This window comes from Ruegeria sp. BC7, assembly GCF_056539165.1.
In genome coordinates this window covers 152,215-167,568 of record NZ_JBQFUL010000006.1, presented here as the reverse complement: position 1 = coordinate 167,568, position 15,354 = coordinate 152,215, and the positions used below count along the sequence as shown (strand labels likewise).

Sequence of the window (15,354 nt, the reverse complement as noted above, 5' to 3'; positions counted from 1 at the left end):
CCTTTGGGTTGTCCGCACAGGGCTGCCATGACAACGATGGCGTTGCAATGGCAATTCATACCGACCGGAAAAAGAACCCGCGGCGTTAAATACCCGCGGCTCATCTTGATCTTTGCGCTGAATACTCTTTTTGTTGAAATTGATTAATAAAAAACTGCCAAAAGTAGAGTTTTGAAACCTTCCTCCTCTTTGACGAAAGCGCGGGTCCGAATTCTGGCCACGACAGACCTGCATATGAATTTGACCGGGTTTGACTACTACAGTGACAGCCCGGACCCTTCCATCGGCCTGACACGCACCGCAAGCCTGATCAAACAGGCGCGGGCGCAGACCGAGGAGAGGGGTGAATTGGTTCTGCTTTTTGACAATGGCGACGCGCTGCAGGGTGCTCCGATTGGCGAGTGGGCAGTTGGGCAAACAGATGAACGTCACATCCTGATGCAGGCGTTCGACATGCTCGGATATGACGCGGTTGGATTGGGCAACCACGATTTCGGGTTCGGACTGGGTGTCCTGGATCGAGTGATGGGGCAGGCACCGTGCCCGGTTCTGTGCAGCAATGCCACCCGGCAGGACGCGGCTCCGATCTGGCAAAGCCACGCGATTCTAGACCGCTCCATCAGCGCAAACGGGCGGAAAACCACTTTGAAAATTGGCGTCTTTTCTGTCCTGCCTCCGCAAACGGCCAAGTGGGAGGCCAATCATCTGAAAGGTGTCGTGGACATAGACGACATCGTGACTTGCGCGCGAACGAAAACGAAAGAGCTAAAGTCTGCCGGATGCGATCTGATAATTGCGCTGGCGCATACCGGGCTGGGTACCTCGGCGCCGGAACCCATGATCGAAAACGCCATTATCCCCTTGGCGGCCGTGGATGGCATCGACGCGATCATCGCCGGACATTCGCATCTGACGCTTCCCGGGGCTGCGCATGACGGGTTGGAGCATGTCGATTGGCAAAACGGTTTCGTCCATGGAAAGCCGGTCGTGATGCCCGGCGCTGCGGGGTCGCATCTGGGGGTGATTGACCTGAACCTCAGCGCGGAAACAGACGGAGAATGGAGGGTCACCAGCCAACGCACAGAACTGCGCCCCATATCGCCCACCGCGCCTCTGAACCCGCCGGCGGAAGACCCGGAAATGCGACGCCTGTTTGCCGAAGCACATGCTGCTACGCGAAAGATATCTGACCAGCCTGTTGGGAAAACACGGCGGCATCTGCACAGCTACTTCAGTTTTTGCGCTGCGGATCGTGGGCTTGCGCTAGTGGCGTCGGCTCAGGCCGCGGCCCTGCGGCCCTACCTGAAAGGCACACCCCACGAGAGCTTTCCGGTCCTATCGGCCGTTTCGCCTTCAAAATTCGGGGGCCGTGCCGGGCCGCGCTTTTTTACCGACGTGCCGCCGGGCCAGATCCGCTTGCGCCATGTCCACGACCTCAGCATTTTTCCGAACGAATTGATGGCCGTCATCGTCACGGCAGAGCAATTGAAGGAATGGCTCGAAATGTCGGCCAGTGTGCTCAACCAGATGCAGCCGGGCCACCAGCGAGACTTATTGAGCCCCGGGCGCGCCGGTCACAACTTTGATGTCCTGCACGGTCTGACCTACCAGATCGACCTCAGCCACCCTGCCCGTTTCGATATGGGCGGCGACATGACCAACCCATTGAACAGCCGGATTCGCGACCTGCGGTTCGACGGCCACCCCATTTGCAAGTCGCAGTCATTCGTGGTTGCCCTGAACAACTACAGGGCAAATGGCGGCGGGCATTTTCCGTTTGTTGATAGCGCACCGCAAGTTCCCCTGCCGGTCTTGCCAATTCAACGCGCCCTGCGGGATTACCTGTCTGGAGTGACCGAGCCTGATCCGCTGGACAACGCCAAACCTCCGTTCACGCTTGCGCCAGTGCCCGGCGCTTTTGCCATCCTGAGAACTGGGGCCAAAGCCCTGCAACACTTGGCCGAACTGGACGAATTCGACCCAAACCCAATCGGGCAGGACGACAGTGGGTTTACGCAAATTCGATTGACACTCTGACGGGTTGTCATTTGCGCGACAGATGCCTATATCCACCCCTGAGAGGTTGGCGCGGGCGAGCGCCTCGCCAACCTGGTCAGGTCCGGAAGGAAGCAGCCACAACGAGCCCCGCTTGGGTCGATGTCCAACCTCTCACTTCTCCAAACCGAAGATGTGTTGCCGCGTCAGGCGATCAGACGGGGCCAAATGGCAGCGCTTCGGCGTGCAAAGATTCCGATATGCCCAATCTGTTTCAGTCCAAAATCTTGCGCTGACAACAGATTCCGACGTGCACTTGGACCATAAAGGTTGGCCAGACGCCACACGGCCTTTGGCGGCGCCAGTTGGTCGTCTTCAAGCGCAAACAATTCCACGGGCTTTCCGTGCTTGGACCAGTCCGCAGCCGGTAGGCTTTTTCCGATTTCGGGCAGATAATTCTGGGGCGCAGTGCACCAATCGCGCCACTGCCAATACACGCCTGACGGCAGATCAGCACCAAACCCGGTGGCCTTGCCCGGCAAGTAGCCCAAAGATTTTACAACCAGAGGCACGTGGCCGTACCAGAACATCGAAGCCAAGGCGCGGTAGGGCCACGGGTGATCTGACAAAGTCGCCAGACCCGAACAGATACAGATCATACGGTCGATCTGTTCACAATCGGGCGAAACCGGGCCGAGCATGCCACCAAGGGAATGACCGATGCTCCACTGTTGCGCGTTAGGGAACCGTCTACGCATTTCGGCGCGCGCCGCAGGCATGTCATTCAAGGCCCAACCCGCCATTGTCGCCTGCGCGTCCTGCCTCCGCCCTGTCAGGGAATGGCCGAAATCGCTGTAGTCGTAGGTCAGACAGGCGATACCCTGTTCGGCCGCCAGCCAATGGGCGAAGTGCTGGTAATAATCTCGCGGAACACCCGTCGCGCCGTGCACGACAACGGCAATCTCTGGCTTTGTCATCGGCAAATACAATCGCGCCGACAATTTTGCCTGGCCAGAGGGAATCAAGAAATCCTCGGTCAGCACCGACTGCAAGTTATCCAACATGGGCCCTCTCGAAGCTACTGAACTGTTCGGTTCACTCTCCTATCGGGCCATATGCACCCACAGAGTCAAGAGCGCGCAAGAGTGACCATGCGTCCGTTTGAATTCTACTGCACGCTTGACTCGGAAGGATTTCACCCGCTAGCGATGACGTGATGGTTCTCGTTCCCGATCTCTGGGGGCGGGATGAAAAGGGAACACGGTGCGGTCCCAACCGGAGAAACCGGAACGGACCAAGGCCGCGACTGCCCCCGCAACTGTAAGCGGTGAGCAATGCCGAGACACCACTGGCCAAATGGCTGGGAAGGTCGGCAACGCGAAGACCCGCAAGTCAGGAGACCTGCCATCGAACCAAAACCGAAACTCGGGCGGGGTGTCCGGGCAGGTCTTCAGTTCGCTGAACCTTCCTGACCAATGCCCCGGCCAACGCGCGGAGGGCGCAGTATGATCTGGAAGACTAAAACTCACGAATTTTCGGCAACGGTTTGCCAGAAGACCGGCAGACCCTGCGCGGCGCTGGCTCAGATGGCGCGCGCATTGGCGGATGCGATGGCGACCGCGCAGCCTGCGACCAACCGTGAATTCGAGGTGGAGGGCAGCGGCGAGCTGGCTCATTGCGCCGACGGGTGCACGGCCCGTTTTCGCGCGGATCACGCTCAGATCAGGGTGTTTTGCGGCATCGGCTCTGACACGCCCGCCGCAATCTTAAATGAATTCGCCGACCTGATGTTCGGCCAAGACACAACCTTCATGCCGGCCGGAGTTGTTTCTGAATTGCCGTGCGCAATGCTCCAAGTGACGACATTTGCGGCGCAACCGGCGTCCGACGCGCAGCATCAGCTTGGGGCGTGACGTCAAGCGCCACGCGGAACCGGTGCCGTGGACCAAGCAAGCTGCGCGGCGGTTTCCACGGCGCATGGCCTTGCGGCCCGCAATCTGCGCAGAGCCTGCTCGGGGGGTTCGCCGCTTTCCACCATGAGGCGCAATACCGTCATTCCGGAACGCCCGCACCCGCCCCGACAGTGCACCAGAACCTTGCCGCCACCTGAAAGTATCCGCAGCGCCGCAGCGCTGACTTCCGACCATTCTGTTTGCGACCCTGACGACGGAGCACCAAAATCTTCGATCGGCAGGTGAACCCATTTGACCGAATTGCACTGCAAATCGCGTCCCAGCCCGCTCGCTCTGGCATCTGCCATTTCGATGTCCGTCGTCATTGAGATCACCAGGTCTGGCCGCCATTCAAGGAGCGTTCCCAGATCCCCAGCGTAGTCCCCATGCCGACCCGGTATCGGAGCCAAGGCCACCAAGCCGGAACCAATCGGTACGGGATAGATTTCAAACTTGTCCAAAATAACCACGCAGCCTGCATAGAAAGCCCGCGAACGGGGCAAACATACTTACCGAAAGCTGTACCTCCTGCGATCTGTCATGCCAAATCGAAATTCATCGCACCCTGCTGTGGACGTAGGCGGCGGGGGTCACTACGCTGCAAAGCTGATACGAATCCGACAGAGCAGACATGACCGAATCTCCAAGCCCCGCCTATCAGGTGCTCGCGCGTAAATACCGTCCTGAAACTTTTGCCGACCTCGTGGGCCAGGACGCGATGGTGCGCACGCTGAAAAACGCATTCGAGGCCGATCGGATCGCGCAGGCATTCATCATGACCGGCATTCGCGGCACCGGCAAAACCACGACGGCGCGGATCATTGCCAAGGGCATGAACTGCATCGGATCAGACGGCGAAGGCAAAGCCACGATCGAACCCTGCGGCCAGTGCGAACACTGCGTGGCCATCATGGAAGGCCGCCATGTCGACGTGATGGAGATGGACGCCGCAAGCCGCACCGGTGTGAACGACATTCGCGAGATCATCGAAAGTGTCCGCTATCGCGCCGCCAGTGCGCGCTACAAGATATACATCATCGACGAAGTTCACATGTTGTCGAACAGTGCGTTCAACGCTCTGCTCAAGACCCTTGAAGAACCGCCCGAGCACGTGAAGTTCATCTTCGCCACCACCGAGATTCGCAAGGTTCCGGTGACGGTCCTGTCCCGGTGCCAGCGCTTCGACCTGCGCCGGATCGAACCCGAGGACATGATCGGCCTGCTGAAAAAGATCGCAACTGCCGAGAACGCTCAGATCGCCGAAGACGCTCTGGCGCTGATCACCCGCGCGGCGGAAGGATCGGCCCGGGATGCGACCTCGTTGCTGGATCAGGCTATTTCGCACGGTGCCGGGGAAACCAGTGCCGATCAGGTGCGGGCCATGCTGGGGTTGGCCGATCGCGGGCGAGTGTTGGACCTGATGGACATGATCCTGCGCGGCGATACCGCCGGAGCTTTGACAGAGCTGGGCGGCCAATATGCCGAAGGCGCCGACCCGCTGGCCGTGCTGCGCGATCTGGCCGAGATCACGCATTGGGTCTCGGTGGTCAAGATAACGCCGGACGCTGCCGAAGACCCGACGGTCTCGCCTGACGAACGCGCGCGGGGCGTTCAGATGGCCGAAGCCCTTCCGATGCGCATCCTGACCCGAATGTGGCAAATGCTGTTGAAAGCGCTCGAAGAGGTTTCGGCCGCGCCAAATGCGATGATGTCGGCGGAAATGGCCATCATCCGGCTGGCCCATGTCGCCGACCTGCCCACCCCGGAAGATCTGATCAGACGTCTTCAGGACGCACCACCCCCTGCCCCGAACGGCGGACCCGGCGGCGGAATGCCTGCGCCGTCGCACGGCACCGTTCAGGCTCATGCGCCTGCAGCACAGTCTTACGCGGCGCCAGCAGGTGGAGGTGCGGGCGCACCCAGCGCAGCTTTGGCGCGGGACACTCAGACCGCCCTGGCCCGGTATCCGACCTTTGAACATGTGGTTGAACTGATTCGCACAAACCGAGACGTGAAACTCCTGGTCGAAGTTGAAAACGGCGTGCGTCTGGTTTCGTACCAGCCGGGACGGATTGAGTTTACTCCGGCCGACAATGCGCCGACAGATTTGGCGCAAAGGCTGGGATCGGCGTTGCAACGCTGGACCGGAAATCGCTGGGCGGTATCGGTCGTATCTGACGGTGACACGGCAACAATCGCCGAAGTCAGGGACGCCGCAGACCTCGCGCTGCGTGCGCAGGCCGAGCAGCATCCGCTGGTTCAGGCGGTGCTGGAACAATTCCCAAAAGCCCGGATCAAAAGGATCGAAACACCCGAGGAACGCGCCGCCAAGGTCGAAACAGAAGCCTTGCCCGAAGTCGAAGACGAATGGGACCCGTTCGAGGAGGATTGAACCCTTCGCGAATTCAATACCCGTGATACTCCCGCGCCCGCCACGGGCCATCGGCTGACGCCGACACCCCTGAGCGGACTTGGGCCCGGCAGCGCGGGCAAGGCCCGCGCTGCCGGGCCCAACGGGAGGAAAGGTCTTGCCAAAGACCTTGACGACGGGCGGGAGACCTACGGCCCTTGTGCCGCGCGGGTGCCGCCCGTATTTAGACTTCAAACTGACGTACAGGAGAAACACGATGCTCAAAGGACTCGGCGGTCTGGGCGACATGGCCAAGATGATGAAATCCGCACAGGATTTGCAGACCAAGATGACCGACATGCAGGAAGAACTGAACACCATCACGGTTGTTGGCGAATCCGGTGCCGGGCTGGTCAAGGCCACCGCCACTGCAAAAGGCGAACTGAAAGGTCTGGACATCGACCCATCGATCTTCAACGGTGACGACAAGGAAGTGGTCGAGGACCTGATCCTTGCCGCCATCAAGGACGCGCAGACCAAAGCGGCAGAGCGGTCGCAGGAAGAAATGGCAAAGCTCACCGAAAGCATGGGCCTGCCCGCAGACATCAAGCTGCCGTTCTGATAGACACTCCTGACGAAACACAGGCCGGGCGCCCTTGCCCGGCTCATTTGCAGGAGCGCGCGCAGTGAGCTCGAACAGCGACATCGACAACCTGATCGACCTGTTGGCCAAGCTGCCAGGGTTGGGTCCGCGCTCGGCCCGCCGCGCTGTGCTGCACCTGATCCGCAAGCGCGCCCTGCTGCTGACCCCCCTATCCGATGCCATGCAGCAAGTCGCCATCACCGCCCGCGAGTGTCTGAACTGCGGCAACGTGGGAACGACCGATATCTGCGATATCTGCAACAGCGAGGTCCGCGCGACTGGTGAGCTGTGCGTGGTCGAGGACGTCGCTGACCTTTGGGCGATGGAGCGTGCGGGCGTGTTCAAAGGCCGCTATCATGTTCTGGGCGGCACGCTATCGGCACTGGACGGCGTCGGCCCGGACGAACTGCTCATCCCCCGCCTCAAGGACCGGGTGGTGGCCGAAGGAGTTACCGAGGTCATTCTTGCCCTGAATGCCACCGTCGATGGCCAGACCACAGCGCACTATATCGCCGATCAGTTGGAGGGGCAGGTCCGCCTGACCTCGCTAGCGCAAGGCGTCCCGATTGGCGGCGAGCTGGACTATCTGGACGACGGGACGATCACGGCAGCGCTGAGGGCGCGGAAGGAAATTTAGTCTTTCTTAGTAAACCTATATTACGTTGCATACACGGAGTTTGGAGCGCTAATGAAAGCAATTTGCGGGGTAGTTGCTACACTATTTATTGCAGCTAAATGCATAACCGGGACGACAAATGCCGAAGACGGAGTCAAACGGAAACTAATTGTTGTCTCTGACTGGCGGAACAACAGAGTTTATACTGTTTTCTCGCGAGGGTCCCGGTGACAAAACACTTACCTGCTATGCTGATACTGTTGTTGGTATACTCGACGACAACTCCGATGGGTCGTTTCCGTACAGCTGCAAGTAAGGCAAATAGACACAAATGAGCCTTTCTGTTGAAAAAACCGCCCAAAACGAGTCTGTTCCTTGCCCAAACAGGATATCTAGGGCTTTCTTCCTAGGTAGAGCTATCAGGATGAAATCAATGACACGCCTTCTCGCCCTCACCCTCGCCGCCTTCACCGCAACCGCCGCTTGGTCGCAGGAACTCATCGACAAAGGCTTTGCCGAGGGTTGGAACATCATGATGGACCCCGCGCTTGGCAACGGGTGCCTGATCCAGACGGTGTACGAGGATCTGTCGGTCGTTCGTCTAGGCTATGATGCCTTGGGCGACCGCGGGTATTTTACGGTTTTCAACAAGGCGTGGGGGGATATTGAACAGGGCCAAAGCTATCCCATCCGGTTCGAGCTGGACGGCAATAGCTTTGACGCCACGGCCATAGGGTTCAAACAAAACCGCGTGCCGGGTGCGACGGTGTTTTTCACCGACCGGAACTTTGTGAATGCCATTGCTCAGAACCGCACAATGACCGTTTACAATCCGGCAGGAGAAACCGTCATGGCCATAGACCTGAAGGGCACGGCCAAGGCGCTGGAATACGCGCGCGACTGCCAGAACAAAAAGCTCTAGCGAATCGGATCGAACAGGGCGTCTGTCGCCGTGCAGTCCCGGATCACATCCCGGCCACAGGGCACCGGTTTAAGATCGCGAGACAGGCACAGACGAACCTCTTCGATGTAACCTTGCTTGCAGGTGATGGTGATCATGTCCGGCTGTAGCCCCGGATTGGCTTTCAGAAACGCCTCCTCAACCACCGAGGCCGGAAGTTTGACGGTCTCATCCAGCTTGCGAAAGACCTCGGGCCGCACGACTTGCTCGTAAGCACGGCGCGACAGGGCGAAATAATCCGGCGCAGATAGGCCCGAGCAGGTTCCGTGTTTCTTCCACTGATGCCACGCCAAACCGGACGTGCCTTGAATATCCGCCATTTCCCGCGTCATACGGCGCGAGGGTGGAGCCTCGGCGGTTTGGCAATAGGACGGCCAGCCCTGATGGAACTGTGGCCACAACCCATGCAGAATCCAGCCGTGATCGTGGCGCGCGTCGCACTGATCTGATCCGCGCGCATCCCCTTCGCGCGCGCACCAGTTGGGCGACCAGCTGAGGGCCAGAACATAGTAGTCGAACGCACCTGCCGCTTTGCCATCCGCCACGGCTGACATCGCGCTTATCGCCCATAGTGTCAGCCCCAGAATCCCTTGGCGCATTCGCCTCTTCCCTTCTTGACCTTGCGCGACTATATACGGGCCAAGTTCCCCGACAACGGAAACCTGCCCCAAGACCACGGGGCCGCCGAATTCCGGCGACGGGACAGATGTATTTAAAGGAGACGGGCTGATGGCAAAACCGCTTATGGCCAAGGCAACAGCCGTATGGCTGGTGGACAACACCACGATCAGCTTCAAGCAGATCGCGGATTTCGTAGGCATGCACGAACTTGAAGTGCAAGGCATCGCCGACGGCGACGTGGCCGCTGGCGTCAAAGGGTTCGACCCGATCGCCAACAACCAGCTGACCCAGGACGAGATCGACGCCGCGCAGAACAACCCGCTGCACAAGCTCAAGCTCAAGTTCAACGCCGCTGCCGCAGGCGAAGAAAAGCGCCGTGGCCCGCGCTATACACCGCTGTCTAAACGTCAGGACCGTCCGAACTCGATCCTGTGGCTGGTCAAGTTCCACCCTGAACTCAGCGATGGTCAGATCGCCAAGCTGGTCGGCACCACCAAGCCCACCATCCAGTCGATCCGCGAGCGCACGCACTGGAACATCGCCAACATGCAGCCGATCGACCCGGTCGCCCTGGGTCTGTGCAAACAGTCCGAACTGGATGCGATCGTTCAGAAGGCCGCGGCCAAGAAAGCCGCCGAAGGTGGCGTCATGAGCGATGATGAGCGCCGCAAGCTGGTTTCGACCGAGCAGTCGCTGGAAATGGACGCCGCGCCAAAAATCCCGACCGCGATCGAAGGTCTGGAAACATTCTCGCTGTCCGACGAACCGGTCGAAGAAAAAGACGACGAGCCGGTCATCGACGCGGACAGCTTCTTCAACCTGCCCAAAGGCGGGGCCGAGGATGAAGACGAAGACGATCTGCGCCCCTAATGCACAGACAGCCCCTGCCTGAACGGGCCGGGGCTTTTTTAACGGGATCCACATGCTGAACGTATTGTCTGCCGTATTTGGTCCGCACCGAGCCGTGTCGATCTATGCCTTTATGAAGACCAAGGGTCTGGCTGTGCTGGGAGGCGTCGGAGTTGTTGCCGTTGCAGCGGCGCTCTTGCTGCTCAACGACGACGGGCGGCACGAGCACGAAGCGTTCATGACAGTCCCGGTCCTGTCTGCCACGCCGATCAACGGGGATCTCAAGAACGGGGTCATCGCCTCGGTCCGGTTGCCGGATGGATCCGCGACGTCGATCTCGTCCACCGAAGCGCCGATTTCCCAGACCGTTGGCGACATAGCCTGCATAGAAAAACGCGTATACGTCGAAAGTGGCGAACCGCGATACCGCTTCAAGCTGCCGCGATATTGCGAAGCAAGCTGATCACGCAAAACCGCCCGGTGACACCACCGGGCGGTTTTTCCTTTTAGGCGTTTCGGGTTCAGCTTGAGACCCCAACCGCACTAGATCATCTGAAATACGATCCCTGCGATAATGGCTCCGGTTATGCCCAGCCCCAGATAGGTCGCAAACACCTTCGGCTTGACCAGCGACCAGACGGCTGCCATTGCCGGGATCGAACTGACCGCACCTGCGACCATGAACGACATCGCGGCCCCGACACTCATCCCTTGTTCGGTCAGACCGGCCAGCAGCGGCGGTGCAACGTATGAGTTCAGGTAAGCGGGCATCCCGACCAGAGCCGCGATGACGATGGGCAAGACACCCTCACCACCAACCACCCGAGCGATCAGATCGGCGGGAACGTAGCTGACCAGCAGCGCCTCAAGCACATAGGCCAGAGCCAGCCATTTCAGCAGGAACAGGCCGTTGTGAACGAACTCGGACCGAAAGCGCTGGCGACGCTCGGGCTCTTGCCAGAACCGCCAGACGGGCTTGTCATCCTGCTTGGGGCCACACCCGCAGCAACCGGCTGGTTTGTATTCCCGTAGCGGCTGCGCGAATGCACCGCTGCGCATCAGACCACGCACGACGAAACCGCCGAATAGCCCCAGAGCGACAGCAGCCACGGCTTTCCCGATCGCGAACGGCCAGCCCAAAGCCCCCGCGGTAATCAGCAAGGTGGGCGGGTCAATCAGAGGGGAGCTGAGCCAGAACGCCATCACCGCCGACAAGGGCGCACCCAGTGCCAGCAGTCCCGCGATGAAGGGGATCACCTCGCAGGAACAAAACGGTGCCAACCCGCCGAACAGAGCGGCGAGGAAGATCATCCGTGTCTCGCGCCCTTCAAAGGCGCGGGCGACCATGACCTCGGCCCCTGTCGCCTTAAGGTAAGACAGAAGCAGGACAGCAAACAGGATATATTGCCCGGTATGCGCAAGTGCCTTGCCTGCGAAAGTGACAACCTCTGCCCAGTTTCCGGGGTCCAGAACCGCCACGGCGATCAAAATCGCGACGATCACCGCCCATGGCGTTTTGATCACGTCCAGCGCAGCTTTTCCCGAAATCTTCTGGTTCTGTGTCAGTTCAGCCATCGTTCGCGGCCTTTCCCACTTCGTCCGCGCAGCACTCGGACAAGATGAACTGCGCCAGATTTCTAAGCTCGTCATAGCTGGCGCGGTTGATCGTTGTGCGCCCTATTTTCTCTTGCTCAACGACACCACCGGCCGCCAGAAACCGCAGGTGATGCGCCAATGTAGACGGCGCGATACCCGTGCGTTCCTGTATTTCGCCAACGGTCAACCCGGCTTCACCTGCCCGGACCAGAGTTTTCAGAACTTTCAACCGGGCCTCGGATCCCATGGCCGAAAATCCTGCTGCGGCGGTTTCCCACATATCGCATTCTCCATTAAACTAGATTTCTAGTTATTTAGGTGAGTCGAATTCCGTTGTCAACGCAAATAGACAAATCCCTGTAAGTCCAGATTGCCCACCCCATAAGTCCACCCTATAAGACCCTATGGGCATTTCGGTCGACACCTTCTTTCTTGAACTCAACGGACAAGGCACGCTGCAGGCACAGATCCAGCAGATGATTGCCGAGGGCATTCTGTCGGGCCGTTTTCACGTGGGCGAAAAGCTGCCCTCATCCCGCAAACTGGCCGCGCATCTGGGCGTAAGCCGGATTACGGTGACGCTGGCTTATACGGAACTGCTGGCCAATGACTACCTGACAGCAAAGGGCCGATCCGGGTACTATGTCTCGCAAAATGCCCCAGTGCCACCCAAGTACTCGCCGGTTCAGCGCGGGGACGAAACCGTCGACTGGAATACGGCGCTGGCGCGGCGTTTCTCGGACGGAGAAGTTTTGTCCAAGCCCAGCGACTGGCGCGATTATCGCTATCCCTTTATCTACGGACAGGCAGATCGAACGCTTTTCGACCACGCCAACTGGCGTCTCTGCGCAGTGCGTGCCTTGGGTCACAAGGACTTTGACTCTCTGACCGGAGATTACGTGGATCAGGACGATCCGCTGCTAGTCGAATTCATCGCCCGACACACCCTGCCCCGTCGGGGCATTGCTGCGCGACCGGAAGAAATCCTGATTACCATGGGTGCGCAGAACGCCCTTTGGCTGGCCTCGCGCATATTGCTGAATCGCAATCGCACAGCTGTGATCGAAGATCCCTGCTATTATGCGCTGCGCGATCTCTTGAACCATTCCGAGTGTAAAGTGGCCCCTGTCCCGGTTGACCGTGATGGTCTGCCCGCCCACGCGCTGCCGGATGAGACCGACGTGATCTTCACGACACCCAGCCACCAAAGCCCGACCACCGCAACCATGCCCGTGGACCGCCGAACAGACTTGCTGACCCGCGCGCGCGAGCTTGATGCGATGGTGGTCGAGGATGATTACGAATTCGAGATGGCCTTTCTGGGCGCGCCCTCTCCCGCGCTCAAGTCGATGGACCGGGACGGGCGGGTGATCTATGTGGGCAGCTTTTCCAAATCGCTCTTTCCGGGGCTGCGCCTTGGCTACATGGTAGGCTCGGAACCGTTCATTCGCGAGGCCCGCGCCCTGCGCTCGCTGGCGCTGCGCCATCCGCCCGGACATATCCAGCGCACGGCCGCATACTTCCTGTCGCTTGGCCACTACGATGCGCAAATCCGAAGGATGTCGAAGGCGCTGGCCCAACGGCGCGATGCGCTGGACAACGCGGTGGATCAGCATGGCCTGACCGTGGCCGGACGCGGGATTCTTGGTGGGTCATCCCTGTGGATGTCTGCGCCGCCCCATGTGGACACGACGGAACTTGCGCAAAGGTTGCGCGGTCAGAGCGTTCATATCGAACCGGGCGCGCCGTTCTTTTCCGGCCCTGAACGGCCGCGGAATTTCTATCGCCTCGGCTATTCTTCGATCGCCCTTGATCGCATTGCGCCCGGCGCGAAACTCATCGCCGACGCCATCGGTGCATACTAAGTCAGCTCTGGACCTATTCCGCTGTTGGTTCTGGCCCTAACGCCACCCGTTCCCTTGGGCCAAAACCGTATTCAAAGGCAGGGTAAATCGCCCGGCCATTCCACACATGCGCGGAGATCAGTCAGATGAAAATGACCACGGAAGAAGCCTTTGTTAAGGTTCTGCAAATGCACGGGATCGAACATGCGTTCGGGATCATCGGTTCGGCCATGATGCCGATCTCGGACCTGTTTCCCAAGGCGGGCATCATGTTCTGGGACTGTGCGCATGAGGGCAGCGCGGGCATGATGGCGGACGGCTATACCCGCGCCACCGGCAAGATGTCGATGATGATCGCGCAGAACGGCCCCGGCATCACCAACTTTGTCACCGCCGTCAAAACCGCCTATTGGAACCACACTCCGCTGCTGCTGGTCACACCGCAGGCGGCGAATAAGACCATCGGTCAGGGCGGCTTTCAGGAAGTCGAGCAGATGAAACTGTTCGAGGACATGGTCGCCTATCAGGAAGAGGTCCGCGACCCGTCCCGCGTGTGCGAGGTTCTGAACCGCGTGATCATGCAGGCGAAACGCGCCAGCGCGCCGGCTCAGTTGAACATCCCACGTGACATGTGGACTCAGGTGATCGACGTAGACCTGCCCGCAATCGTTGAGTTCGAGCGCCCCTCGGGTGGGGAAAGCGCCGTAGCGCAGGCGGCAGACCTGCTGTCGAACGCCAAAAACCCTGTGATCCTGAACGGCGCAGGTGTGGTTCTGTCCGAAGGCGGGATCGACGCCTCGATTGCTTTGGCCGAACGTCTGGATGCGCCGGTCTGCGTCGGCTACCAGCACAATGACGCCTTCCCCGGCAGCCACCCTCTGTTCGCCGGTCCTTTGGGATACAACGGCTCAAAAGCGGGGATGGAGCTGATCAGTGAGGCCGATGTGGTTTTGTGCCTCGGCACCCGTCTGAACCCGTTCTCGACCCTGCCGGGCTATGGCATGGAATACTGGCCCGCTGACGCCAAGATCATTCAGGTCGACATCAACCCTGACCGGATCGGCCTGACCAAGAAAGTCTCGGTTGGCGTGATTGGGGACGCCGCCAAAGTCGCCAAGGGCATCCTTGAGCAGCTCAGCGATACAGCCGGGGACGCAGGCCGCATCGAGCGCAAATCTCGAATTTCGCAAAAGAAATCCGCTTGGGCACAGCAACTCTCGAGCATGGATCACGAGGATGACGATCCTGGCACCACCTGGAACCAGCGCGCTCGTGCCGCCAAGCCAGACTGGATGAGCCCTCGCATGGCGTGGCGTGCGATACAGGCGGCACTGCCAAACGAAGCGATCATTTCCTCGGACATCGGCAACAACTGCGCCATCGGCAACGCCTATCCGTCTTTTGAGGCGGGCCGCAAATACCTGGCACCGGGACTGTTCGGGCCGTGTGGCTACGGGCTGCCTTCCGTCGTCGGCGCAAAAATCGGCAACCCGGATACTCCGGTCGTCGGCTTCTCTGGGGACGGCGCTTTTGGCATCGCGGTAAACGAACTGACCGCAATCGGGCGCGAGGAATGGCCCGCGATCACGCAGATCGTCTTCCGCAACTACCAGTGGGGGGCCGAGAAACGGAACTCGACCCTTTGGTTTGACGACAACTTCGTGGGCACCGAACTGGACACCAAAGTCTCGTATGCCGGGATCGCGCAGGCATGTGGCCTGAAAGGTGTCGTGGCTCATACCATGGACGAGCTGACAGCGGCGCTGAACCAGGCGATCGAAGACCAGAAAAACGGCATCACCACCCTGATCGAAGCGATGATCAACCAGGAACTGGGTGAGCCGTTCCGCCGCGACGCGATGAAGAAACCGGTGGCGGTTGCGGGCATCAGCGCGGATGACATGACCCCGCAGGCCGGGGCGTAACC

General features: G+C 59.8%; 15 protein-coding genes, 1 other RNA gene and 1 riboswitch. Of the genes, 11 read left to right on the top strand and 5 right to left on the bottom strand.

Annotated features, from left to right (window positions below; translation table 11 throughout):
- The first annotated feature begins 171 nt into the window (after positions 1–171).
- Together ACR0KS_RS15655 and ffs are read left to right on the top strand one after the other, a co-directional pair.
- The gene (locus ACR0KS_RS15655) at positions 172–2,037 is read left to right on the top strand and encodes a bifunctional 2',3'-cyclic-nucleotide 2'-phosphodiesterase/3'-nucleotidase (protein ID WP_480693261.1); all 1,866 of its coding nucleotides are present in this window, start codon (positions 172–174) and stop codon (positions 2,035–2,037) included.
- A 39-nt stretch (positions 2,038–2,076) separates the two neighbouring features.
- Positions 2,077–2,175: signal recognition particle sRNA small type (gene ffs / locus ACR0KS_RS15650), an RNA gene on the top strand.
- Between the two features lie 26 nt (positions 2,176–2,201).
- Here ffs and ACR0KS_RS15645 read toward each other — a convergent pair.
- A complete protein-coding gene (locus ACR0KS_RS15645) occupies positions 2,202–3,059 on the bottom strand; it encodes an alpha/beta fold hydrolase (RefSeq protein WP_170386022.1) in 858 nt (285 codons plus the stop codon).
- A gap of 136 nt (positions 3,060–3,195) precedes the next feature.
- A riboswitch (cobalamin riboswitch) is annotated at positions 3,196–3,418 on the top strand.
- Positions 3,419–3,500: 82 nt separating this feature from the next.
- On the opposite strand from ACR0KS_RS15645, the gene ACR0KS_RS15640 reads away from it, so the two are divergent.
- Positions 3,501–3,908: a thioredoxin domain-containing protein gene (locus ACR0KS_RS15640; RefSeq protein ID WP_170567135.1), complete on the top strand. Its 408-nt coding sequence runs from the start codon at positions 3,501–3,503 to the stop codon at positions 3,906–3,908.
- Between the two features lie 2 nt (positions 3,909–3,910).
- Here the strand turns inward: ACR0KS_RS15640 and ACR0KS_RS15635 are convergent, their stop codons facing one another.
- The gene (locus ACR0KS_RS15635; protein WP_170567137.1) at positions 3,911–4,408 is read right to left on the bottom strand and encodes a phosphatase domain-containing protein; all 498 of its coding nucleotides are present in this window, start codon (positions 4,406–4,408) and stop codon (positions 3,911–3,913) included.
- 170 nt (positions 4,409–4,578) lie between these two features.
- Between ACR0KS_RS15635 and ACR0KS_RS15630 the strand changes: the two genes are divergently transcribed.
- The 4 genes from ACR0KS_RS15630 to ACR0KS_RS15615 all read left to right on the top strand — a co-directional run bounded on the left by ACR0KS_RS15630 (position 4,579) and on the right by ACR0KS_RS15615 (position 8,478).
- A complete protein-coding gene (locus ACR0KS_RS15630) occupies positions 4,579–6,339 on the top strand; it encodes a DNA polymerase III subunit gamma/tau (RefSeq protein WP_170567139.1) in 1,761 nt (586 codons plus the stop codon).
- A gap of 235 nt (positions 6,340–6,574) precedes the next feature.
- The gene (locus tag ACR0KS_RS15625) at positions 6,575–6,919 is read left to right on the top strand and encodes a YbaB/EbfC family nucleoid-associated protein (protein WP_170554095.1); all 345 of its coding nucleotides are present in this window, start codon (positions 6,575–6,577) and stop codon (positions 6,917–6,919) included.
- A 64-nt stretch (positions 6,920–6,983) separates the two neighbouring features.
- Positions 6,984–7,577 carry a recombination mediator RecR gene (gene recR, locus ACR0KS_RS15620; RefSeq protein ID WP_170567141.1) on the top strand — a complete coding sequence of 198 codons (594 nt, stop codon included), beginning with the start codon at positions 6,984–6,986 and terminating at the stop codon, positions 7,575–7,577.
- A gap of 412 nt (positions 7,578–7,989) precedes the next feature.
- Positions 7,990–8,478 carry a hypothetical protein gene (locus ACR0KS_RS15615; RefSeq protein WP_170386039.1) on the top strand — a complete coding sequence of 163 codons (489 nt, stop codon included), beginning with the start codon at positions 7,990–7,992 and terminating at the stop codon, positions 8,476–8,478.
- On the opposite strand, the gene ACR0KS_RS15610 is transcribed toward ACR0KS_RS15615, so the two are convergent.
- Positions 8,475–9,116, bottom strand: coding sequence for a ribonuclease T2 (locus ACR0KS_RS15610; RefSeq protein WP_170567143.1), 642 nt, complete (start codon positions 9,114–9,116; stop codon positions 8,475–8,477). The two genes, ACR0KS_RS15615 and ACR0KS_RS15610, sit on opposite strands and share 4 nt — an antisense overlap.
- A 130-nt stretch (positions 9,117–9,246) precedes the next feature.
- Here ACR0KS_RS15610 and ACR0KS_RS15605 point away from each other — a divergent pair, with 130 nt between their 5' ends.
- Positions 9,247–10,008 (top strand): DUF1013 domain-containing protein, encoded by a 762-nt coding sequence (locus tag ACR0KS_RS15605; protein WP_170485727.1) that lies wholly within the window; start codon positions 9,247–9,249, stop codon positions 10,006–10,008.
- Positions 10,009–10,060: 52 nt separating this feature from the next.
- Positions 10,061–10,450, top strand: a complete 390-nt coding sequence (locus tag ACR0KS_RS15600) for a hypothetical protein (RefSeq protein WP_170567145.1) — start codon at positions 10,061–10,063, stop codon at positions 10,448–10,450.
- Between the two features lie 80 nt (positions 10,451–10,530).
- On the opposite strand, the gene ACR0KS_RS15595 is transcribed toward ACR0KS_RS15600, so the two are convergent.
- Both ACR0KS_RS15595 and ACR0KS_RS15590 read right to left on the bottom strand, forming a co-directional pair.
- Positions 10,531–11,562: a permease gene (locus ACR0KS_RS15595; RefSeq protein ID WP_170567147.1), complete on the bottom strand. Its 1,032-nt coding sequence runs from the start codon at positions 11,560–11,562 to the stop codon at positions 10,531–10,533.
- A complete protein-coding gene (locus ACR0KS_RS15590; RefSeq protein ID WP_170386056.1) occupies positions 11,555–11,863 on the bottom strand; it encodes a metalloregulator ArsR/SmtB family transcription factor in 309 nt (102 codons plus the stop codon). The genes ACR0KS_RS15595 and ACR0KS_RS15590 overlap by 8 nt, the downstream gene beginning before the upstream one ends.
- Before the next feature lie 124 nt (positions 11,864–11,987).
- Between ACR0KS_RS15590 and pdxR the strand changes: the two genes are divergently transcribed.
- The gene (pdxR, locus tag ACR0KS_RS15585; protein ID WP_170567149.1) at positions 11,988–13,448 is read left to right on the top strand and encodes a MocR-like pyridoxine biosynthesis transcription factor PdxR; all 1,461 of its coding nucleotides are present in this window, start codon (positions 11,988–11,990) and stop codon (positions 13,446–13,448) included.
- A 125-nt stretch (positions 13,449–13,573) separates the two neighbouring features.
- A complete protein-coding gene (gene xsc / locus ACR0KS_RS15580; RefSeq protein WP_170386062.1) occupies positions 13,574–15,352 on the top strand; it encodes a sulfoacetaldehyde acetyltransferase in 1,779 nt (592 codons plus the stop codon).
- Positions 15,353–15,354: the final 2 nt, after the last annotated feature.

What these genes read in the sequence shown, in the direction of transcription:
- ACR0KS_RS15645 (WP_170386022.1), bottom strand. Translation starts at nt 3,059, where the DNA reads ATGTTGGATAACTTGCAGTCGGTGCTGACCGAGGATTTCTTGATTCCC.
- ACR0KS_RS15610 (WP_170567143.1), bottom strand. Translation starts at nt 9,116, where the DNA reads ATGCGCCAAGGGATTCTGGGGCTGACACTATGGGCGATAAGCGCGATG.
- ACR0KS_RS15630 (WP_170567139.1), top strand. Translation starts at nt 4,579, where the DNA reads ATGACCGAATCTCCAAGCCCCGCCTATCAGGTGCTCGCGCGTAAATAC.
- xsc (WP_170386062.1), top strand. Translation starts at nt 13,574, where the DNA reads ATGAAAATGACCACGGAAGAAGCCTTTGTTAAGGTTCTGCAAATGCAC.
- ACR0KS_RS15640 (WP_170567135.1), top strand. Translation starts at nt 3,501, where the DNA reads ATGATCTGGAAGACTAAAACTCACGAATTTTCGGCAACGGTTTGCCAG.
- ACR0KS_RS15590 (WP_170386056.1), bottom strand. Translation starts at nt 11,863, where the DNA reads ATGTGGGAAACCGCCGCAGCAGGATTTTCGGCCATGGGATCCGAGGCC.
- ACR0KS_RS15615 (WP_170386039.1), top strand. Translation starts at nt 7,990, where the DNA reads ATGACACGCCTTCTCGCCCTCACCCTCGCCGCCTTCACCGCAACCGCC.
- ACR0KS_RS15600 (WP_170567145.1), top strand. Translation starts at nt 10,061, where the DNA reads ATGCTGAACGTATTGTCTGCCGTATTTGGTCCGCACCGAGCCGTGTCG.
- ACR0KS_RS15605 (WP_170485727.1), top strand. Translation starts at nt 9,247, where the DNA reads ATGGCAAAACCGCTTATGGCCAAGGCAACAGCCGTATGGCTGGTGGAC.
- pdxR (WP_170567149.1), top strand. Translation starts at nt 11,988, where the DNA reads ATGGGCATTTCGGTCGACACCTTCTTTCTTGAACTCAACGGACAAGGC.
- ACR0KS_RS15595 (WP_170567147.1), bottom strand. Translation starts at nt 11,562, where the DNA reads ATGGCTGAACTGACACAGAACCAGAAGATTTCGGGAAAAGCTGCGCTG.
- ACR0KS_RS15625 (WP_170554095.1), top strand. Translation starts at nt 6,575, where the DNA reads ATGCTCAAAGGACTCGGCGGTCTGGGCGACATGGCCAAGATGATGAAA.